Raw genomic sequence first — 20,926 nt, 5'->3', positions numbered from 1 at the left:
GTATACATTGCCGGACAAAGTTATCCCTTGCTTAAATATAAAGAGCCTTTCTCCTCAAAAAGAAGGGGAAAGGCTTTATCTGTTTATTCCTCGTATAGTTTATTAACCAACTCTGTAAAAGAATCACATACAGGACTTAAAGCTCTTTCAGGATCTTCAAATGCCATTTCATGATCCCAAAATACAATAGAAGGACTACTGAGTCTTTTTCTAAAATCGAAGCAGATTTCATTGCCAAACACGTCATCAGCAATCGGTATTACTTTATCTGGTATTCTGCCGTCTCGATAACGATTAGAAACGTTAACTATATATGACTCACTTTCTTTATGGAAGCTATGTAAGTATCCGAATGCAATTTTTTCCCTATCTTCAAGATCAAAAGTTTCAGGAGAGGGGGTAGCGCCAGAATAGATTTTGACATATTCTAAATAATCTTTTGGGAACTTTACTTGTAACAGGTTTTCTACTTCAATAATTTCCTCGTTACTAACAGGATGCTCTCCGAAATCCCATTCAACCATATGGTATCTCCGCCTCGATATGTAAAACCCTTCTTTATGTAAGAAGGGTTTTAATTTTATTCAACCTTTAAATATATCTGGAATCTTATCTCGCCATATTAATAGCAATTCTCTAAATTGATCGGTTTCAATTGAGTTTTCATAGGGTTTTTCTATCCTAAAAGAGTTTTCAACAATTGTCACATCTTTCTTGATGAGAACACTTGTAGCATTTAACTCAATCTCAAAATCTTCATATATCCCTTTTGAAACCTTCTCAATGTAATCTATATATTCGTTGGCTTGTTCTTCTGTAGCGATGTTTTCAATAAAATCAGAGAAAATACTGACTTCTTCTGGCAATACTATTCCTAAATCACCAAAGGGATCTTCTTCAAATTTGTATGGATATTTCATATGTTATTTCCCTTAAAGATTATTATTTATATAACGGATATGAAGTTTTATTTATACCTTAATATCATACTTTTCCTTAATTCTTTTCATGTAGTTCTCTACCTCGGGTTTATTTTCTGGGTGTCGTTCTACATATTCCCTAACAAATTCATTTAAATATTTATAGAAATTTTCGTAATCTAATATGACTTCTTCATCTTCCTCGACTGCTGGGTAATCGAAATAAAAAGCTATACCCTCATCTCCAAAATAATCTTCTTCCCACTCCTCGTAGTCATCAGCAAATACACACCAGACATTCTCTATTCCATAACCCTCTCCGTTGGAGAATTTCTCTAAAATGCGTAAAAAACGTTCATCACCCATAACTTGAAAAAAATAGTTGATTAAGTCTTTGTTTTTATTATCCATTTCACTTTCACTCCGAATTATTTAATCATTTAAGGTAGGGAAAAAATTTGTTATTTCTCCAGTAGCTTCATCAATATAACCTTCAAACTTGAGACCATTTTTAGCGTATCCAGTTACTTTTCTCCCGACTACTTCTCCATTTTTCATTGCTTCTTCTCCCCACTGCAACATTTGTTCGTTTGAGATCTTCTCGGGATCATAAACTGTCTTTGGAGTACGGACTTTTTTTAGTTCTCCAGGTTTGATATTTCCTTCTCTATCTAATGCAGGTAAACCATATTCAATTTCATAGATACCATCAATTGTGGGGTGTTCTCTTTTTGAAATTATACAACTCTCTAAATCCCAACCTTTATCAATAAATGCCTTTTCAAAATTCTGTAGATTGTGACCGCCGACAATTCCTTTATTTTTCTTTCTAACTATATCTTCTACCTCAACTAAATGGGTATCATATCCTTGCCTAAAAGTAACATTTATTTTGTGAAAAGCATTATTTTTTTCTTCTTCAATTATACTTTTTAACAGTGGTGTGTTTTTAACGTTATGAGTATTCTCAATATCTTGTGCAATTCCTACAAGTGCAGGTTCATATCTGTTTTTAAAAAAGGGATTAATAAGGTTGTTTCCTTTTGTAATTCCTTTATTCACATGAGAAGCGGCTGTTCCACCTTCAACCACTTTACCCACTTTTGAGAGCTTAGTAGTGGTTTGCACTGCAACACCTGCACCTTTTGGACCAACGATATTACCGACCGCATAACTGATATAATGTGCTCTTGTATATGCATTGCCATTTATCATTTTATCATTCCATGAATCGACGATGTTTGTCCAAATTATTTTAGGGTAGGAGGGGACACTTAAGACTGTTGTGATTGTTTTTGCAAGTTTTAGTTCCATAGGGAGCTGTGAAAATTCCCATGCGCCTACAACCAAGTCCTTGATGCCATATATCGTATCATCAATCGCATCGTTAAGCCCATCATTAACCCCATCGATGATATCCAAAGCCGTTTTACCCGCATTGATTACACTTTCACCGACGGACTTCAGCTGTTTTGCTTGTTCTAGCTGCACCACATACTGTAACTGTGCAGGTTCAAGGTTCTCATACCCGATCTTCTTCGCAATTTCTAAATACTCATCCGGATCTGAGACACCATTCGCAAGCTTTTTCTTTAAGTCTTTTATCTCGCGTTCCTTCGCTTCCTCTTTCTTAATCGTCAAATAAGCTTCTGTACGCTTTTCAATATCGCCTTTTTTCTTATGTATGTCACTCTCACGGTACGCCTTAGCGTTGTAGTGGATGGGCGTAGCGTTTTTGCCTTTGCCCGTTGCTTCTTGGAGCTTTTGGAAATCTGACTTGATGAATTGTTCATTTGGCTCTGACATTGCATATTCTGTCAGTAAATCTTCGTCAAGATCACCTAGTTTTTCAATGGTTTTTTTGCGTTTGTCATTGGCATCTGCAAGCTCATCCTTGAAGGTTTCTGTTGAAAACAGGTCGAGCGGAAGGATGTTATCAATGTCGTTTAGGATATCTTTCATGGCTTTTTTCTGTTCAGACATGATGGACTTTGATTTTTTATGGGCGTTAGCCAGTTCATGTTCTAAAAAAGATTCTTCAATATATGCATCAGAGAGACCTTTGTCCTCGACAGCTCCGGCAATGCTATTAAAAAACGCGATCTTCATGTCAATGTAGTCGATCCATTGATCAGTGACACCAACATGATCGTGATAGAATGCTTTAATGTTATTAGCGCCTTTACCAGAGAATTCGCTGTCATCCAGTTCAGCGACGCTTTGTAAAGCTTTTCTCAAGTTGACCATTTGCGTCCTTAGTTCTTTATATTCTTTGGCGCGGTCTGTAGCTTCAGACATAAGTGTTTTAGCTTCAAAGACTTTCATAATCAAACCCTCTCATTTTAATCATATAACAAAATATTACCATGGAAGAAAGAAGAAACGAACCTAAAATTAACTTGATTGATCATATCAAAGATAGCGAATAAAAAGTTTGCGGTTTTTTTGCGGTCCGAACACTTTTTGGAAATGTTAGAATATTACATAAAAAGACATAAAAGGAGGGGTCCTGTGAATCCGGTTTTATCATCGTCAGAAGTTGGCGTAAAGATCAATGAATGGTATAAAATGATACGTCAATTTAGTGTCCCGGATGCAGAGATTTTAAAGGCAGAGGTCGAGCAAGAAATCCAACGGATGGAGGAAGATGAGTATTTACTCATTTACTTCTCCTTAATGAAATTTCGTCATCAGCTCATGTTAGATTATTTGGAACCCGTAACGACACGTATAAGACCAACTATTGAGGAACTTCTTGAAAAAATTGAGACTTCAAATAAAGGCATATCTGGCCTGTTATCGTATTATTCTCTGTTTTTCAGAGGGATGTACGAGTTTGATAAGAAGCAATACATGAAAGCTATCTACTATTATAGAGAAGCCGAAAAGCAGCTTATACATGTCCCTGATGAGATCGAAAGGGCAGAGTTTCATTTTAAGTTAGCTGAAGCATATTATGGTATGAAGCAAAGTCATGTGTCTATGCATCACGTTAAACAAGCGTTGGATATTTATAATCAATATGAACTTTATAAGGTGCGAAAAGTTCAATGTATGTTTGTTATCTCAGGGAATTATACTGATTTTAAACATTACGAAAAAAGTCAGCCGCATCTTGAAAAGGCATTAAAGTTATCTAGGGAATTGAATAACAAAAGGTTGATTAGTTCTGCACTATATAATTTAGGCACTAATTTTGCTGACAGTGGTGATTACGAGCAGGCGGAAGTATACATAAAGCAAGCAGTGGAGATTACAGAAAAAGAAAAGCTCACAAACTTGCCACATTCTTTATTTTCTTATGCAAAAATCCTTTTTAAACAAGGAAAAATGAATGAGGCTATCCAAGTAAGTAAGAAAGGTTTGTCAGCAGCTCTTTATCAAGGTGATGAGCTTTTCGCAAAATTACAGGGATATTTAAAAGCTCTTTATGTCGATGCAGTGGACCAACAAGGTGTTAATCAAACAATAGAATACTTAGAAAAAAATAAGAACTATTCATATATTGAAGACATTGCCTGTGAGACCGCAGCTGCTTACGCAAACTCAAAAGAATTTGAAACATCCTATGTATATCATCAGAAAATGCTTGAGACTCAAACACAAATTCAAAGGGGAGAATGCCTGTATGACTTTTAAAAAGAAGGTATGCCTAATCCTGGGTTTGTCACTTGTTTTAGTGTGTGGTTTCGGATCCAACTTAACAGAAAATCAAACTCAAAACACATTCCATATTGCCTCAGATCGTTTTCAAACTTGATAATATTACATTAAACCTCCTTTATGAATGGAGGTTTTTTTATTTGATATCAACAGAAACAATGGAATCTAATTAGTATCCCCTTTTAAATCCTTGAGGCCTAACCTTATTTTTGGGGAGAGAAAAAGGCAATAGGGCACCGCAATTTAAATTTTCGGTGAGACCGCAATAACTTTTTGGTTTCAATGGAAAATTTACAGGCAGGGAATTAAGTGGTTTTGAGGGTTACTTAATAAAAACTCCTTCTTAGATGAAGATTAAATGGTGGTTTCAAAATAGCCGCAGATCGAGTTGGTGCATAAAGAGAAAGAGTGTCAAAACTCTTCCTCTTTTATTTGGATTGCAAAAATATCTAATTATTTTTTAGCAAATCCCTGTTTATTTAAATACTCAAGCATGAAGGGGAGTTTGCTTCTTTCGAGATGGTCCTCAATATGATCTTTCCATCCCTTTACTTTGTTCACTGTGAAAGGCGCTTTAACAGGACGATCTCGGTAGTACTCACGCATCTGTTGATCATAGGTTGCTAATTTTTCATCATCTAGTGCCTGATACTGATTATCAAACATGACCATTGCTTGTGGCAAACGTGGTTTTAGTCCAGGTTTCTCTTCAGCAGGATGACCTATGCATAGCCCCACTAAAGGAATCACATGTTTTGGTAAATGTAATACCTCAGTTAATTCTGTTATATTAAGTCTTATTCCACCGATATATACACCACCGAGTCCCATTGATTCGGCTGCAGTTAAAGCATTTTGAGCCATGAGCCCAGCATCAAATGTACCTATTAAAAGGTATTCAATATACTCAAGATCTACATCGGGAGCAATTTGATGATTTCGATTAAAATCTGCACAAAAAATCCAAAACTCTGCTGCCTCTTCAATATAAGGCTGATTCGCAGAAAGTTCCATCACTTTTTTTCGAAGATCTGGATCTGTAACTCTAATAATAGAAACAGCCTGAAGAAGGCTGAAAGATGAAGTCTGATTAGCTGCCTTAAAGATTGCCTCTCGTTGCTCCTTTGTGAGAGGTTGATCTGTAAAAGACCGAATAGATGAATGATTACAAAGTAATTCAATTGTTTTATTCATATTGATATTCTTCCTTTCTAACATATTAGATTCAAGCTGATTAAGTTGGATTGGAGTTATTTGTAAAAAATAATGTAACTTGTAGTCAATATGATAAATTCATCACTCTATTTTATGAAGAGGGCAATTTAAATTGACGTAGTACATTTTTTTGTACTTAACAAAAGGAAAAAGGTCTAAATTATGTAAAGGTATTAAAGAGGATAATATAATCGAAAAACACGAAGTATGTGGGGGAGCCTCGGAAAATGAAGATTCGCAAAATTTAGGAATATCCAATAAAAAACCCGATTCCTCTGTATTAAAATAGACAAATTGGACCTAAATTTAAAAATGAACAAGTTGTAAGCTAACGCTGTCTCCTGCTTAGGATTTAGTGCTGTAAAGGCCTCTTAACAAAAGAAAGGAATTATCCCTATGAGCTATAGATATAATTCCTTTTTGTGAATCAATAAGTTATTTACTTTCTACTTATTATTTTACTCAGGTTTCTCCCCGAATTTTTTGCCGAAGTTTTCCATCAAATCAATTATTGGGATAAATTCACGCCCTTTAGTTGTTAATGAATATTCAACTCGTGGAGGTACCTCAGGAAAAACTTCTCGCTTAATTAATCCATCTGTTTCTAGTTCTCTCAACTGTTTTGTTAGAGAACCTTGTGAAATGTCCCATAAAAAAGCTTTAATTTCGCTATAACGACGTTCTTTTGTTTTTAAAAACCAAAGAATTAAGTACTTCCAACGCCCAGAAAGCATGTTTTGGGCATAGGCAATACCATATACTTCTCTTTGTTCCTTTATACATTCTTTGTCAAATCCATCCTTACATATTCTAGACATCTTTTCACCTGCTTTCTGCTGTTATGTACAAAAAAGTGTACTACGGCAATTTTAATTGCCTACTTTAAAGAGAGGAGAAATGGTTTTATTCTAGTATATGTAAAGGAAATATTCAATACACATACGTCATATCTAATGAGTATATGTTTGCGATTTGGTAAACATAATTGTGTAACTTTAAGCAGAAATATTCTTTTATATACAAATTCTTTAGGAGGAAAAATAATGAGATTTGGAATTATAGGTGCAGGAGTAATAGGAACAAATATTTCTAAAAAATTAGTTGAGAATGGACATAATGTCAAAATTGCAGAAACCCGAGGAATTGAACATTTAGAAGGAAGAGAGCTTGATGCAACACCTGTGAATTTAGAGGATGTAATAACTAATATTGATGTTCTTATAATATCTCTCCCTTCTATTGTAATGCCAAGTATTCGTAACATTGTAGATAAAGTTGGAGAGGAAGTAATCGTTGTAGACACTTCAAATTATTATCCTTTTAGAGACAATAAGATTGAAGAAATTGAGAACGGGATGGTTGAAAGTGTATGGGTTTCAAATCAATTAGGTAGACCTGTCATTAAAGCTTTCAACAACCAATTAGCTTATACATTAGAAAATAAAGGAACCACCGAAGGTACTAGTGGTCGCATTGCCTATGCGATTGCCGGTAATGACCAATCACATAAACAAGTAATCATGGACGTAGCAAACGAACTAGGCTTTGATGCAGTGGATAGTGGCTCTTTAAGTGATTCGTGGAGACAACAACCAGGAACCCCTGCATACTGCACAGAACTAACAAAAGAGGAACTAACGGAAGCGCTCAAAAAGGCAGATAAAGAAAAAGCCCCACTCCTACGGGATATGGTGATAGAGAAGCTTTCAGCTGAATTATCTCATGAAGATATTGTAAATCTAAACAGAGAAATATACAATTCATAAAAACAAGAGGTGCACTCAGTTAGAGCGCACCTTTTTGTATATCGTGTATTTCCGTAAATTTACATATATATTTTTGCTTCTTTCTTTTTTTCGCTAAAGGTTCTTTTTCTCGAGTATGCAGCTTTTTATTTCGCTTTTAAATTAAATCCTTCTCTGACATATTTGGCCCACCAATTTTTAACCATAATTGATATAAACGTATAGATATAATAGCAAAAGAATAAAAGGAGTGTGATGAAAACTTCATAACCAGTGATATGGATTTACTATGTTGAGGGCCTAGTGGGTGTCGAAAAAACGATGGCTTTAACTATCGTTTTTTTTTAGTGCTTTTTTCATACTCATTGAAAATCACCTCATTAGGACAAACAGTTATTACATAGCATTACCCAAGGGGTGATGCATTTTATGAAGGTAATAATCATCGAGGGACCGCAAGCTGACAAATGCATTAACGATTGCTATCATTATTTAATAAAACTTTATAGGAAGGAGATCCAGGGTGATAGCAATATATGTAAGGGTATCGACCGAGGAGCAAGCGATCAAGGGATCGAGCATCGACAGCCAGATCGAGGCCTGTATAAAGAAAGCAGGGACTAAGGATGTGCTGAAGTATGCCGATGAAGGATTTTCAGGAGAGCTTTTAGAACGTCCGGCTTTGAATCGCTTGAGGGAGGATGCGAGTAAAGGACTTATAAGTCAAGTTATTTGTTACGATCCTGACCGTCTTTCTCGGAAATTAATGAATCAGCTTATCATTGATGATGAACTCCGAAAGCGAAATATACCCTTGATTTTTGTTAATGGAGAGTACGCCAATTCTCCAGAAGGTCAATTATTTTTCGCTATGCGCGGAGCAATCTCAGAATTTGAAAAAGCCAAAATCAAAGAACGGACATCAAGCGGCCGACTTCAAAAAATGAAAAAAGGCATGATCATTAAAGATTCCAAGCTATATGGCTATAAATTTGTTAAAGAGAAAAGAACTCTTGAGATATTTGAAGAGGAAGCAAAAATTATTCGGATGATTTTCAATTACTTCACCGATCATAAAAGCCCTTTTTTCGGCAGAGTAAATGGTATTGCTCTACATTTAACTCAGATGGGGGTTAAAACAAAAAAAGGCGCCAAAGTATGGCACAGGCAGGTTGTTCGGCAAATATTAATGAACTCTTCCTATAAGGGTGAACATAGACAGTATAAATATGATACAGAGGGTTCCTATGTTTCAAAGCAGGCAGGAAACAAATCTATAATTAAAATTAGACCTGAAGAAGAACAAATCACTGTGGCAATTCCAGCAATTGTTCCAGCTGAACAATGGGATTATGCTCAAGAACTCTTAGGTCAAAGTAAAAGAAAACACTTGAGTATCAGCCCTCACAATTACTTGTTATCGGGTTTGGTTAGATGCGGAAAATGCGGAAATACCATGACAGGGAAGAAAAGAAAATCACATGGTAAAGACTACTATGTATATACTTGCCGGAAAAATTATTCTGGCGCAAAGGATCGCGGCTGCGGAAAAGAAATGTCTGAGAATAAATTGAACCGGCATGTATGGGATGAAATTTTTAAATTCATCACAAATCCCCAAAAGTATGCTTCTTTTAAAGAGATTGAACAATCAAATCACCTGTCTGATGAATTAGAACTCATTCAAAAAGAGATAGAGAAAACAAAAAAAGGCCGCAAGCGTCTTTTAACGCTAATCAGCCTAAGCGATGACGATGATTTAGATATTGATGAAATCAAAGCACAAATTATTGAGCTGCAAAAAAAACAAAACCAGCTTACTGAAAAGTGTAACGAAATTCAATCAAAAATGAAAGTCCTGGATGATACAAGCTCAAGTGAAAATGCTCTAAAAAGAGCTATAGACTATTTTCAATCAATCGGTGCAGATAATTTAACCCTTGATGATAAAAAAACAATTGTTAACTTTATCGTGAAAGAAGTTACCGTTGTGGATTCTGACACTATATATATTGAAACGTATTAAAGAGGGTTATTGCCCTCTTTTTGTAATTGAAACCTCTGAAGTAGATCCAGACATCGAAGAAAACAGATAGCCAATCAAATTAGTAAGCGCCTTTCTAAATGGGCTTATGAAACTGGTGCACATTACATGTATCAACATTTATCCAAACAAACCATTCGGCAGTCGAGTATTCAAGTGCAGATTTCTTTATTGTGCATGCTTTTTATGTGTGAGAAATAGACTTGGGATGAAGATTACCGCAAGGACAATGGCGGATACTAAGAATCCGGCATGGTAACCTTTTAAGTCATTCGCAATCGTTGGTTGCAATCCTTGTATAGTAGTTGCGACAACAGTTGCGATAACAGCTGAACCAAAACTTGAACCAAGGTTTTCAATAATATTAATACCGACACCTGCTTCTGGAAGTTGTTTGCTGTCAAGTCCTGTATAAGCATCACTTGTCAACGGAAGCATAATCCCTCCAAAACTGGTCCCGCGGATGAATAATATGATAGAAATCCACATCATACTTGTTTTATCGGTGATAAAGATAAGCGGAATAGATCCGATAAGCGAAAGAACAAGACTGACCGTAACCACGTATTTTGCACCGATCTTATCAATCATTTTTCCAATCATTGGCCGAGTAACGAGCATCCCAACTCCTTGAGGGATTAATGCAAGCGCAGCTTCGATTGCCGTGAAATGACGGAAATTTTGAAAGAACAATGGAAGTATTAACATGGGTCCCATGACGGCAATATTCGCTAATAATAACCCGACGCTGGATGTTAAGAAGTTTTTGTGTGCAAACAAATTTATAGGGAGTACGGTTTGATTTTTTCTGATTCGATTATATACGATGTAAATTACAGCTAAAGCGAGGCCGAAGCCCACCCATAGGATTGTTTCGCTATTGTTAAATGATGCATGGTCCGCTGCTTTCGTAATTCCGTATATCAATGCTGCACTCATTAAGGATAAATCGACAATTCCAAAAATATCAAGTTTGCTATCTTTGTTGAATGGCTCAAAGTTTGGAAGAGTTTTCATCATCAGTGGTGCAGCAATCAAAACGATGAACACGTTGATGAAGAAAATCCAATGCCATGATGTAGCTTGAACGATGAAGCCCCCGATTACAGGTCCTAAGATTGGGCCCAAAATCATAGGTGTGCTGACGATAGCCATAACTTTTCCTATATTCTCTGGACCTGCTGTTTTAACCAAGAGTGTTGACATAAGTGGAGTAATAATCCCAGCGCTAAATCCTTGAAGCAAACGGAATAAGATAAAGCTAGAAACATCCCAACTAATTCCAGCAAAAACAGAAGTTACACCAAAGGCAATGACTGCGCCGATTAAGATTTTCTTTCCATTAAATTTGTTCATAAGCCATCCGGATACTGGAACTGCAATAGCAAGAGCTAAAACATAACCTGTAATGGACCATTGAATGGTATCCAACGTCGTACTGAAATCCTTATTTAATTTGTGGATGGCAATGTTCACCATAGTTGAGTCAAGCATTGGGGCAATTGCTCCAAGTGCAATAGCCCAGGCAGCCATGAGGATTTCTTTTGGTAATCCTGGTTCCTTTACTTTGCCTTTTAACATATTATTCTCCTCTCAAAAGTTGTATTTTTGTTTCCTAGTCAACAAAAAATAACATAATTTTGTTTCCGCGTCAACAAAATAACGGTAATAAAAAGGCAGCCGAAACTCAATAGAGTTGGCTGCCTGTGGTTACATTTTCATTATTTAAATTTATTCCGACTTAATATCAACACCATGTTTTTTTATTTCTGCATCCAAATGTCTATTATACTTTTCCGCAAAGTTAATCATAAAATCAAATTGTTCCTCGGTTACCTGTTCAAATACTGCCTTATCACGCTCTAGAAACTCTTTGTGCAGTTTATCATGGATTTTATAAATTTCTTTCCCTTGCTCGGTAAGCCTAAAATGAATTTCTTTCTTGTTATCTGGCTTCTGGTAGCTCTCGATTAAGCCTTTTTCTATGAGCTTTTTAGTCATTTTACTAATGGCGCCCCTCGTCATATAAAGGGACTCAGCAAGTTTTGTCACATTAGTATTTCCATGTTCAATGGATTCTATACAATGTACTTCAGAAGGCTTATACCCTTTAAGACAGACTTCCATCTTTGGCTTATTAAGCCAAGCCATCTTGTTAAACAAATCCCTGAAATTCATTAGGAGCAGTTCTTTTTTGTTCATGGCGAGTCCTCCCACCCGTTGGTGCATCAGCAATAGTGTAATGGATTTTTGTTTCCGTTTCAATAATAAACCTAGAGAGGAGAAGAGATCACCGAATATATGTAAACGTATGAAAGAGGAGTATGCACCCCCCTTTTGTAATTACAATCTCATTTTCAATACACCTCGCAGCATACGTCGCCAGCTTTGTCCCTTTACCAGCGGAATAGCTTTCAATTCCTTTTATCAGCCCGATCGTTCCGATGGAGATTAAGTCCTCTGCATCCTCACCTGTATTTTCGAATTTTTTTACAATATGGGCGACCAAGCGCAGATTATGCTCAATCAGCATGTTTCTGGCATGTTCATCCCCTTTAGCCATGAGCTCTAAGTATTTTTTTTCTTCGCTGCTTGAGAGCGGTTGTGGAAAGGCATTGTTTTTCACGTAAGATACTAAAAAGACAAGCTCTTTAACAACAAAGCCGAGCGCTGCGAAAACACCTGTCACCATCGTCACCTCCACAAAAGTATGTAGGCAAAAGCCTATATGTAAATGTATGTGACCTGGAGGCTGTCTGTGTCTGTACCGGGAAATTTCTCGCGGGGGAGTCCGGCTTTTGTAAGCAGCATACTAACTTCAAATGTTAAAAATAATCTTTATCAAGCGCCCATACATTGAAATGAACAAAGGTATGGGGGGATGGGAATGAAAAAATGGATGGCAGGCCTGTTTCTTGCTGCAGCAGTTCTTCTTTGTTTAATGGTTCCGCAACAGATCCAAGGCGCATCTTCGTATGACAAAGTGTTATATTTTCCGCTGTCTCGTTATCCGGAAACCGGCAGTCATATTAGGGATGCGATTGCAGAGGGACATCCAGATATTTGTACCATTGACAGAGATGGAGCAGACAAAAGGCGGGAGGAATCTTTAAAGGGAATCCCGACCAAGCCGGGCTTTGACCGGGATGAGTGGCCGATGGCGGTCTGCGAGGAAGGCGGCGCAGGGGCTGATGTCCGATATGTGACGCCTTCTGATAATCGCGGCGCCGGCTCGTGGGTAGGGAATCAAATGAGCAGCTATCCTGACGGCACCAGAGTGCTGTTTATTGTGCAGTAATAAAGAAGAGGCTCTTTCTTGAGCCTCTGTTGTTACAATCCTTCGCCGAGCTGAATTTTCGGGGGATAGGTTTCTGCTTTTCGCCAATATTGGCGTGTGCCTTCGTCCCGTACAACGATGCCCAGCTGTGCCAGTTCGAGACGGAATTCTTCAATATCGTCTTTTTCTTCGTCCTGCAGCGCTTTGTGACGAGCTTTTAATAAGGCATGGGCGCCTTGCGATAGGTCTGGTGCATCAGGAATCCATCGGCGAAATTGATCTTTAAACGGATCACCATCTGTTGCCCATTCGTAATGATGCTGTCTAAAGGCCTTCTCAACGTTTACTGGTTTTTCATCAATTTCTTCCCGTACCAATTCATATCCGGCTGTTCCCAGGAGGACAAGCCGTTTGTGATCCATAAATACAAGAGCGATGTCATCGGAATGAATTGTTTGCACTTTTTTTCCTTTGATGAATTCCACTGTGTGATCTGTAATTTTGACAGACAGCAGCATTGCAATAACAGAATGAGCGAACCAAATCCCCGCACACATACCTAGAAGAGCAGTGATAAATGAAGCTGTAGATCCCTGAAAAGAGGTAATGAGCCGAAGCGGTCCTTCAAGAGGGATCCAGGGGAGGGATAATGCCCATTTCGCAATCTGCGGAATAAAATACCCGATTGCAAAACCGATGATTGCAAGTGCAGCGTATAAAAAGAATACAGCAGTTTTCGTAACTCCAATAAGAGTATGAGATTGATTCTGCAACATGTCACCTTCTTTTTACTGAAAAAATCGAATACCTTCCCATATTTTAACTTAAACTGATGGTAAATCAAGGATAAAGTGATAATTATGGATATAAAGAGATTCAGTAATAGAACTGGCAGGCACAGTCAGTCATGAAAAATAAAATTTACATGCGCAGACGATGTAAGCTCCATTTGTTTTCTGCGTATCACAATACAATCCAAAGGGAACATAAAGAGTAAAGGCTTTTTAGACAATCAGGAGGAACAGATATGAAAATCGGATTAATCGGCTTAGGGAAAATGGGCATAAACATAGGAAAGCAATTCATTGACCGCAATCATCAAGCGGTTGGATATGATGTAAATCAAGCGGCTGTTGATGAACTGAAAGCATACGGGGCTGAGGGGACAACGAATCTTAAAGAGTTCATTTCTTTATTAGACCCGCCGCGTATCCTATGGGTTATGGTACCGCATGGCATTGTCGATGCTGTTTTGCGTGATGTATCACCTTTATTAAGTAAAGGCGATATGATTATCGAAGCTGGAAACTCTCATTATAAAGAATCAATTCGCCGCTACAATCAAATGAAAGAAGCGGGTATCCATTATCTCGATGCCGGAACGTCGGGCGGAATGGAAGGCGCACGGCATGGAGCCTGTTTTATGGTGGGGGGCGACCATGAAGCATGGGAGATTGTGGAACCGCTTTTTCGTGATACTGCCGTCGAAAATGGTTATCTATACGCTGGTGAAGCGGGAAGCGGACATTTTTTAAAAATGATCCATAATGGAATTGAGTATGGAATGATGGCCGCGATTGGTGAAGGATTCGAAGTGCTTGAAAACAGCAAATTTGATTTTGACTATGAGAAGGTTGCCAGAGTGTGGAATCATGGTTCTGTCATTCGTTCTTGGCTTATGGGACTGACTGAGCGAGCTTTCTCTAAGGATGCGAAACTGGATCAGATCAAGGGCATTATGCATTCCTCAGGTGAAGGAAAATGGACGGTGGAAACCGCGCTTGATCTGCAGACGGCAACGCCGGTCATCGCCATGTCACTAATGATGAGATACCGTTCTTTAACAGACGATACGTTTACAGGAAAGGTGGTTGCTGCGCTTCGAAATGAATTTGGAGGCCATGCGACAGAAAAAAAGTAAGGGGGCCAACAAGCCTCCTTATTTTTTTGGCACCTTCAGAAGATGAGGGAACTTTTTATAAATGACCAGCATGATGATCAGAATATATGTACCGTAAATGCTGATAGACAATAATTTATTGCTGGTGAAATTGGCACCTGCAATAGTGACAACAACAATATTGGGGATTTTCCCTATTAAAGACGCAAAGAAAAAAACATGCCAGCGAACCTGGCTCAGCCCGCAGATCACGTTCATTACAAGTGAAGGTATGACAGGTATCAGCCTTCCTAATAAAACAGCGGTAAAAGCGTTTTTGTTGAAGGAAGCCTCGTAGCTTTGTATGGCAGGATAGGCCTGAACTTTTTTTCTGGCCCAATCTCTAAAACTGTACCTGGCGAGAAAAAACAGCAATATTGTACCAAGCATTGAGCCGGTCAGTGTAATCCAAATTCCATTTGCAGTCCCGAACACTGCGCCATTTAAAGCAGCAACCAAAGCAAACGGCACTATTGGGAAAAAAACATCGGCAGCAATCAGCAACATACTAAATAAAACGGAAAACATCCCTCCTGCTTTGATTGCATCAAGCCAAGCTTCTTTCTGAAAAAAACCGACTGCAATGATAGCGATAATCACAAGTATACCTATTACTTTTTTTAACATGTCTATGGTCACTCCCAACTTAGGTGATGTCAGGAGCCAAAACCTCCGTCATCTAAATTAGTATAACTGGTGCCATTTCAGCGGTTCAACTGAAAACCAGGTTAAGAACACAATTCTTTTTTACCTCATAAAAAAGGCTGTCCATCTCTCTGTTTTCTGCATTCTTAATAATAGGGAGGGATAGAAATGGTAACCATAAAAAAGGATTTTATACCGCTATCAAATAATAATCGTCCTGGCTATTCGATGACGCCTGCTTATATTACGGTGCATAATACAGCGAATACAGCAAAAGGCGCTGATGCGAAAATGCACGCCAATTTTGTGAAAAACCCGAGCACATCCGAAAGCTGGCATTTTACAGTTGACGATTCAGTCATTTATCAGCATCTCCCGATAGATGAAAACGGCTGGCATGCGGGAGACGGTACAAACGGGACAGGAAACCGCAAATCGATCGGGATTGAAATCTGCGAAAATGCTGACGGCGATTTTGAAAAAGCAACATCAAATGCCCAGTGGCTGATCAGAAAGCTGATGAAGGAAAACAATATTCCGTTACATCGTGTTGTTCCCCACAAAAAATGGTCCGGGAAAGAATGTCCGCGGAAACTCTTGGACCACTGGAACTCTTTTATAAACGGAATTTCTTCCTCGGATACACCTCCAAAAGAAACTTCACCATCATATCCTCTGCCGTCTGGGGTTATAAAGCTCACTTCGCCTTATCGAAAGGGCACAAACATTCTCCAGCTGCAAAAGGCTTTAGCTGCACTTCACTTTTATCCTGATAAGGGAGCCAAAAACAATGGCATAGATGGAGTTTACGGACCGAAAACAGCGAATGCCGTCAAGCGTTTTCAGCTCATGAACGGATTAACTGCAGACGGGATTTATGGGCCAAAAACAAAGGCCAAGCTTAAATCGAAGTTAAAGTAAATGCAGGATTTAACGGATAACCTGTTTCCAGTGCGGATTCAGGTTATTTTCTTTTCTTTGGTTTGTGTGTTTTTCAGATTGGAAAGAAGGGAATTTTAAAAAATCATCAGCTGCGCCGCAATGAAAGCAGAATGATATTCACTGAGGGGGACACGTTAACTATAGGAAAAAACAGTGATAGCGAAAAACTCTTCATTGAACGAAGAGAAACAGAGGTATAACATTAAGGTGAGGCTTTTGGGGGTGTAAAGATGAAACATTTTATCATCCTTTTCCTTCTGCTGTTTGTTACAGCAGGATGCGAGGGAAGGGGATACGAAGACGTTGTAGCATTTGGTGACAGCAATACGCGTGGCTCTAATTGGGATTATCGCGATTATCCAAAAGCACAGCAGTGGGTCAATATATTAAAAACAGCTGAGCGCGGTAACCTTGATATACTCAATGCGGGAATCGGCGGACAGACGACAGAGGATGCCCGTCTCCGATTTCAGACAGATGTGCTGGATCAAAAACCGAAGTATTTGTTTATTATGTTCGGCACCAATGACGCTGCCATACTGACTGAGGGGAAACCGAGAGTGTCGAAGCAGCGTTTTAGAGAAAATCTGGTTTATTTTATTGAAGAAAGCAGAAAACACGGGATCAAGCCAATCTTAATGACGTGTATCCCAATTATAGAAGGTAATGGGAAGCATCATTTGTTTTACTATTCCAGATATCAAGCAGCTGCTTTTGAACCAAAAGGCGGAGCAAGGAAATGGCACAACTCATATAACGATATTACAAGAGATGTGTCGAAGCGCCTGGATGTCCCTCTTGTAGATAACTGGAAGCATTTTATAGAAGCAGACGGCGGAAAAGCAACTGATGAAGCGCTTATCCAATCTGGTCTTATAGATCCTTCTGGAAATCATATGACACCTAAAGGGGCAAGGATCGTATATGAAGGAATACAAGATGGGCAGATCCTGCAGCGTTGAGCCGGACAACCGCCTAGTCCGATTTATTTCTCCTACATAGGCTGTTATAAAACCTTATTAAGGAGGCGCTTCACATGTATGGCGCAGGCAGAGCATATGGATACGCTTTTATTGTTGTTTTAGTTGTTGTTCTCCTTGTTGTGGGCGGCATATACTGGTTAGCATAATAACCGGCCCTTTAAAACACCTCTTTTTAGGGGTGTTTTTTGCTGAAAATAGTAGTAAAGCGCGCAGCCAAAGTGATATAATATCAGTCATCTGAGTAAAAAAAGGAAATACGCCCGGAAAAAATAGACAAATTCCTATTAAGAAGATACGGAAATAATATGTCCGAGCGATCTTCTTTTTATTTCGTTTTCAATTAACTCGATAAAGTCACGGTTTAAATTCATTTCGGTGGCTTTGAAATAAGATTCTATTAGTAATTCATCAGACAGTTTTCTCATGCTAGGAACCCAATTAATGGGAGAGGCACCTCCTTAAAAGTTGGAATCATTCATGATTTTAACGCATACAATGATAAGTTGCGTTCATCTGAGGTTGAAGTTATCTTTAATCTACCATGAAATGCATATAAGAACAATCGTTCTGTTATCCACACCAAAAAGTGGATAACTTGTGAGTATCGTGTTTATAATTTGTCTAAAGAGTGATGTAATAAGAGTGGATAGTGTGTGTAAATTTATCCACACCTGGTGAAGAAACCCAATTTTTGTCGAAATTTTTTTGCTCAGTTTTTCTTTAGGCGCAAGTTCGATTTTTTTCGACAATCATTTTGAAAGAAAGAAAAAGGGAAGGGTGCGGGTTTTGTTAAAAAAGTTTTTTTTACCTGACGAGTTTGTAAAAAATATTTTTCATATTACACCTGAGAAATTAAAGGAACGAAATGTAAAAGGGATTATTACTGACCTGGATAATACGCTTGTTGAATGGGACAGGCCGAACGCGACGCCGCGATTGATCGAGTGGTTTGAAGAAATGAAGGAACACGGCATTAAAGTGACAATTGTCTCTAATAATAACGAAAGAAGAGTGAAACTTTTCTCAGAACCGCTTGGAATCCCATTCATCTATAAAGCAAGAAAACCGATGGGTAAAGCCTTTAATAGAGCGGTGCACAATATGGAGCTAAAAAAAGAGGACTGCGTTGTCATTGGAGACCAGCTGCTGACCGATGTACTCGGGGGAAACCGAAACGGCTACCATACGATTTTGGTCGTGCCAGTCGCTTCCTCTGACGGATTCATTACGCGCTTTAACCGCCAGGTCGAACGCAGAATACTGAGTGCTCTCAAACGAAAAGGGCACATTCAGTGGGAGGAGTAAGAAATGGAAAAGGTTGTTTGTATCGGGTGCGGAGTTACGATCCAAACCGAGGACAAAACAGGTTTGGGGTACGCGCCGCCTGCATCGCTTACGAAAGAAAATGTGATTTGCCAGCGTTGCTTCAGACTGAAAAACTATAATGAAATACAAGATGTCTCCTTAACTGATGATGATTTTTTGAACATTCTTCACGGTATTGGAGAAACGGACTCTCTTGTCGTAAAAATTGTTGATATTTTTGATTTTAACGGCAGCTGGATTAATGGGCTGCAGCGCTTGGTGGGGGGAAACCCTATCTTATTAGTTGGCAATAAAGCGGATATTTTGCCTAAGTCACTGAAAAGAGAGCGTCTGATCCAATGGATGAAGCGTGAAGCGAAAGAGCTTGGCTTAAAACCGGTTGACGTATTTTTGGTCAGTGCGGGACGCGGCCAGGGAATAAGAGAAGTAATTGACGCGATTGAGCATTACCGCAACGGAAAAGACGTCTATGTTGTTGGATGTACAAATGTAGGAAAGTCAACCTTTATTAACCGGATTATTAAAGAAGTGTCAGGTGAAGAAGATATTATTACAACATCCCAATTTCCTGGCACAACCCTTGATGCGATTGAAATCCCGCTGGATGACGGTTCATCGCTTTATGATACACCGGGAATTATCAACAACCATCAAATGGCGCATTATGTCAATAAAAAGGATCTGAAAATATTATCTCCTAAAAAGGAGCTGAAGCCTCGCACATTCCAGCTTAATGATCAGCAAACACTGTATTTTGGCGGACTTGCAAGGTTTGATTATGTGTCTGGGGAAAGATCTCCTTTTATTTGCTATATGCCGAATGAGCTGATGATTCATAGAACAAAACTTGAAAATGCAGACGCGCTTTATGAAAAGCATGCAGGGGAATTGCTCACACCTCCGGGTAAAGATGAAATGGATGAGTTTCCTGAATTGGTTGCCCATACGTTTACGATAAAAGACAAAAAGACAGATATCGTTTTCTCTGGGTTAGGCTGGGTTACTGTCCATGATGCCGATAAAAAGGTAACTGCATATGCGCCAAAAGGCGTTCATGTATTTGTTCGGCGTTCATTAATTTAAGAAAAGGGGAGAGGAGTATGAAAAAGCTGTACGGGGTTATCGGAAATCCTATTGGCCATTCTATGTCACCTGATATTCATAACGCATCATTGAAAGACCTCGGGCTTGACGGACATTATCATGCCTTCAAGGTAGAAGAGAATGATCTGGAGGATGCGGTAAAAGGAATAAGAGCTCTAGGCGTACAAGGAATCAATGTGACTGTTCCGCACAAGGTTTCCATTATGGATTATTTGGATCATATTGATGAGAGTGCAAAAGTGCTCGGTGCCGTAAACACGGTCAGAAGAGAGGGAGATAAGCTTGTCGGATACAATACCGATGGGGAAGGCTTCGTGAAGTCATTAATGAAGGTATTAGACAAGCCCATCTCTGAACTGTCATTCTTAATGATCGGCGCTGGCGGAGCGGCGAGAGCCATTTTTACAACAATTGTCCGAAATACCCCGAAAAAATTTGACATTTGCAACCGGACGTTAGAAAAAGCAAAGCGGCTTACAGAAGCTACTCCCTCGTTTCACAATAAAGAAGTATTAAGCATAAAAGAAGCAGAAGAACGTCTTGAGCAGTATGATGTTATCATCCATACAACGTCTGTGGGCATGTATCCGAACGTGGACGATGTGCCGCTTTCATTACAGCGTGCCGCGAGCAGTGCTGTCGTATGTGATATCGTGTATAATCCAATACAGACGGCCCTTTTAAAAGAAGCAAGCCAAAAAGGCTTGAAAACACTCGACGGTGTGGGCATGTTTGTTGAACAGGCAGCATTGTCTTTCCAATTGTGGACTGGACAAGAGCCTAATATTGAAAAAATGAGATCCATTGTAATAGGAAAATTAGGAGGAACAGAATGTTAACAGGTAAACAAAAACGTTTTTTGCGTTCAAAAGCGCATCATTTAACGCCGATTTTTCAAGTAGGTAAAGGCGGAGTAAACGACAACATGATTAAACAAATTGCTGAGGCGCTTGAAGCGAGAGAGCTGATTAAAGTCAGCGTGCTTCAGAATTGCGAAGAGGATAAAAACGATGTAGCGGAAGCTCTTGTAAAAGGAAGCCGCTCTCAATTGGTGCAGACAATCGGCAATACGATTGTGTTATATAAGGAATCAAAGGAAAATAAACAAATCGAGCTTCCTTAA

General features: G+C 38.8%; 22 protein-coding genes and 2 pseudogenes. 12 read left to right on the top strand and 12 right to left on the bottom strand.

Going from position 1 to position 20,926, the window contains the following annotated elements; translation table 11 throughout:
* Positions 1-83: 83 nt before the first annotated feature.
* Genes MKX38_RS12730 through MKX38_RS12715 form a run of 4 tightly spaced genes read right to left on the bottom strand, consistent with a single transcriptional unit; the run spans position 84 to position 3,245 of the window.
* Positions 84-524 (bottom strand): SMI1/KNR4 family protein, encoded by a 441-nt coding sequence (locus tag MKX38_RS12730; RefSeq protein ID WP_317680596.1) that lies wholly within the window; start codon positions 522-524, stop codon positions 84-86.
* A 60-nt stretch (positions 525-584) separates the two neighbouring features.
* The gene (locus MKX38_RS12725; RefSeq protein WP_317680597.1) at positions 585-920 is read right to left on the bottom strand and encodes a tRNA-Val4; all 336 of its coding nucleotides are present in this window, start codon (positions 918-920) and stop codon (positions 585-587) included.
* 51 nt (positions 921-971) lie between these two features.
* A complete protein-coding gene (gene cdiI, locus MKX38_RS12720) occupies positions 972-1,331 on the bottom strand; it encodes a ribonuclease toxin immunity protein CdiI (RefSeq protein WP_040082462.1) in 360 nt (119 codons plus the stop codon).
* Between the two features lie 21 nt (positions 1,332-1,352).
* Positions 1,353-3,245, bottom strand: a complete 1,893-nt coding sequence (locus tag MKX38_RS12715; RefSeq protein ID WP_339187298.1) for a T7SS effector LXG polymorphic toxin — start codon at positions 3,243-3,245, stop codon at positions 1,353-1,355.
* 186 nt (positions 3,246-3,431) lie between these two features.
* Between MKX38_RS12715 and MKX38_RS12710 the strand changes: the two genes are divergently transcribed.
* Positions 3,432-4,559: a Rap family tetratricopeptide repeat protein gene (locus MKX38_RS12710; protein ID WP_038429342.1), complete on the top strand. Its 1,128-nt coding sequence runs from the start codon at positions 3,432-3,434 to the stop codon at positions 4,557-4,559.
* 477 nt (positions 4,560-5,036) lie between these two features.
* On the opposite strand, the gene nfsA is transcribed toward MKX38_RS12710, so the two are convergent.
* Together nfsA and MKX38_RS12700 are read right to left on the bottom strand one after the other, a co-directional pair.
* Positions 5,037-5,777 carry an oxygen-insensitive NADPH nitroreductase gene (nfsA, locus tag MKX38_RS12705; RefSeq protein WP_119899595.1) on the bottom strand — a complete coding sequence of 247 codons (741 nt, stop codon included), beginning with the start codon at positions 5,775-5,777 and terminating at the stop codon, positions 5,037-5,039.
* A 479-nt stretch (positions 5,778-6,256) separates the two neighbouring features.
* Positions 6,257-6,616, bottom strand: coding sequence for a winged helix-turn-helix transcriptional regulator (locus MKX38_RS12700; RefSeq protein WP_049635841.1), 360 nt, complete (start codon positions 6,614-6,616; stop codon positions 6,257-6,259).
* 225 nt (positions 6,617-6,841) lie between these two features.
* Here MKX38_RS12700 and MKX38_RS12695 point away from each other — a divergent pair, with 225 nt between their 5' ends.
* From MKX38_RS12695 to spoIVCA, 3 genes and pseudogenes are all read left to right on the top strand, one after another.
* Positions 6,842-7,564, top strand: a complete 723-nt coding sequence (locus tag MKX38_RS12695; RefSeq protein ID WP_119899593.1) for an NAD(P)-binding domain-containing protein — start codon at positions 6,842-6,844, stop codon at positions 7,562-7,564.
* Between the two features lie 408 nt (positions 7,565-7,972).
* A pseudogene (locus MKX38_RS12690) lies at positions 7,973-8,151 on the top strand (hypothetical protein).
* Positions 8,109-9,569 carry a site-specific DNA recombinase SpoIVCA gene (gene spoIVCA, locus MKX38_RS12685; RefSeq protein ID WP_235701260.1) on the top strand — a complete coding sequence of 487 codons (1,461 nt, stop codon included), beginning with the start codon at positions 8,109-8,111 and terminating at the stop codon, positions 9,567-9,569. Before MKX38_RS12690 ends, spoIVCA begins: the two are co-directional and overlap by 43 nt.
* A gap of 186 nt (positions 9,570-9,755) precedes the next feature.
* Here spoIVCA and MKX38_RS12680 read toward each other — a convergent pair whose 3' ends face one another.
* The 3 genes and pseudogenes from MKX38_RS12680 to MKX38_RS12670 all read right to left on the bottom strand — a co-directional run.
* A complete protein-coding gene (locus tag MKX38_RS12680) occupies positions 9,756-11,168 on the bottom strand; it encodes an MDR family MFS transporter (RefSeq protein WP_339187293.1) in 1,413 nt (470 codons plus the stop codon).
* A gap of 150 nt (positions 11,169-11,318) precedes the next feature.
* Positions 11,319-11,789 (bottom strand): MarR family transcriptional regulator, encoded by a 471-nt coding sequence (locus tag MKX38_RS12675; protein WP_033884465.1) that lies wholly within the window; start codon positions 11,787-11,789, stop codon positions 11,319-11,321.
* 145 nt (positions 11,790-11,934) lie between these two features.
* Positions 11,935-12,279: pseudogene (locus MKX38_RS12670) on the bottom strand (sigma-70 family RNA polymerase sigma factor); the annotation flags it as partial.
* Positions 12,280-12,474: 195 nt separating this feature from the next.
* On the opposite strand from MKX38_RS12670, the gene nucB reads away from it, so the two are divergent.
* Positions 12,475-12,885, top strand: coding sequence for a sporulation-specific Dnase NucB (nucB, locus tag MKX38_RS12665; RefSeq protein WP_227057745.1), 411 nt, complete (start codon positions 12,475-12,477; stop codon positions 12,883-12,885).
* Between the two features lie 32 nt (positions 12,886-12,917).
* On the opposite strand, the gene MKX38_RS12660 is transcribed toward nucB, so the two are convergent.
* Entirely contained in the window at positions 12,918-13,640 is a 723-nt protein-coding gene (locus MKX38_RS12660) for a hypothetical protein (RefSeq protein ID WP_010886572.1), read from the bottom strand.
* Positions 13,641-13,891: 251 nt separating this feature from the next.
* Between MKX38_RS12660 and gnd the strand changes: the two genes are divergently transcribed.
* A complete protein-coding gene (gene gnd / locus MKX38_RS12655; protein WP_339187289.1) occupies positions 13,892-14,785 on the top strand; it encodes a phosphogluconate dehydrogenase (NAD(+)-dependent, decarboxylating) in 894 nt (297 codons plus the stop codon).
* Between the two features lie 18 nt (positions 14,786-14,803).
* Here the strand turns inward: gnd and MKX38_RS12650 are convergent, their stop codons facing one another.
* Positions 14,804-15,430 (bottom strand): TVP38/TMEM64 family protein, encoded by a 627-nt coding sequence (locus MKX38_RS12650; RefSeq protein WP_038429330.1) that lies wholly within the window; start codon positions 15,428-15,430, stop codon positions 14,804-14,806.
* A 186-nt stretch (positions 15,431-15,616) separates the two neighbouring features.
* Between MKX38_RS12650 and cwlH the strand changes: the two genes are divergently transcribed.
* A complete protein-coding gene (cwlH, locus tag MKX38_RS12645) occupies positions 15,617-16,369 on the top strand; it encodes an N-acetylmuramoyl-L-alanine amidase CwlH (protein WP_163138266.1) in 753 nt (250 codons plus the stop codon).
* Positions 16,370-16,620: 251 nt separating this feature from the next.
* A complete protein-coding gene (locus MKX38_RS12640; protein ID WP_003229964.1) occupies positions 16,621-17,352 on the top strand; it encodes an SGNH/GDSL hydrolase family protein in 732 nt (243 codons plus the stop codon).
* A 305-nt stretch (positions 17,353-17,657) separates the two neighbouring features.
* Here the strand turns inward: MKX38_RS12640 and MKX38_RS12635 are convergent, their stop codons facing one another.
* A complete protein-coding gene (locus MKX38_RS12635; protein WP_003226124.1) occupies positions 17,658-17,798 on the bottom strand; it encodes a sporulation histidine kinase inhibitor Sda in 141 nt (46 codons plus the stop codon).
* Positions 17,799-18,159: 361 nt separating this feature from the next.
* Between MKX38_RS12635 and MKX38_RS12630 the strand changes: the two genes are divergently transcribed.
* Genes MKX38_RS12630 through yhbY form a run of 4 tightly spaced genes read left to right on the top strand, consistent with a single transcriptional unit; the run spans position 18,160 to position 20,926 of the window.
* Positions 18,160-18,678 (top strand): YqeG family HAD IIIA-type phosphatase, encoded by a 519-nt coding sequence (locus tag MKX38_RS12630; protein WP_105990408.1) that lies wholly within the window; start codon positions 18,160-18,162, stop codon positions 18,676-18,678.
* Positions 18,679-18,681: 3 nt separating this feature from the next.
* Positions 18,682-19,782: a ribosome biogenesis GTPase YqeH gene (yqeH, locus tag MKX38_RS12625; RefSeq protein ID WP_003229966.1), complete on the top strand. Its 1,101-nt coding sequence runs from the start codon at positions 18,682-18,684 to the stop codon at positions 19,780-19,782.
* Positions 19,783-19,799: 17 nt separating this feature from the next.
* Complete coding sequence (gene aroE / locus MKX38_RS12620; protein WP_003229967.1) at positions 19,800-20,642, top strand: shikimate dehydrogenase; 843 nt, start codon at positions 19,800-19,802, stop codon at positions 20,640-20,642.
* Entirely contained in the window at positions 20,636-20,926 is a 291-nt protein-coding gene (yhbY, locus tag MKX38_RS12615) for a ribosome assembly RNA-binding protein YhbY (RefSeq protein ID WP_003226133.1), read from the top strand. The genes aroE and yhbY overlap by 7 nt, the downstream gene beginning before the upstream one ends.

The sequence above is a fragment of the Bacillus sp. FSL M8-0025 genome (assembly GCF_037975475.1).
Taxonomy (GTDB): Bacteria; Bacillota; Bacilli; order Bacillales; family Bacillaceae; genus Bacillus; species Bacillus subtilis.
The sequence above is the reverse complement of the archived record's forward strand: the minus strand, read 5'-3'. Positions and strand labels throughout refer to the sequence as shown.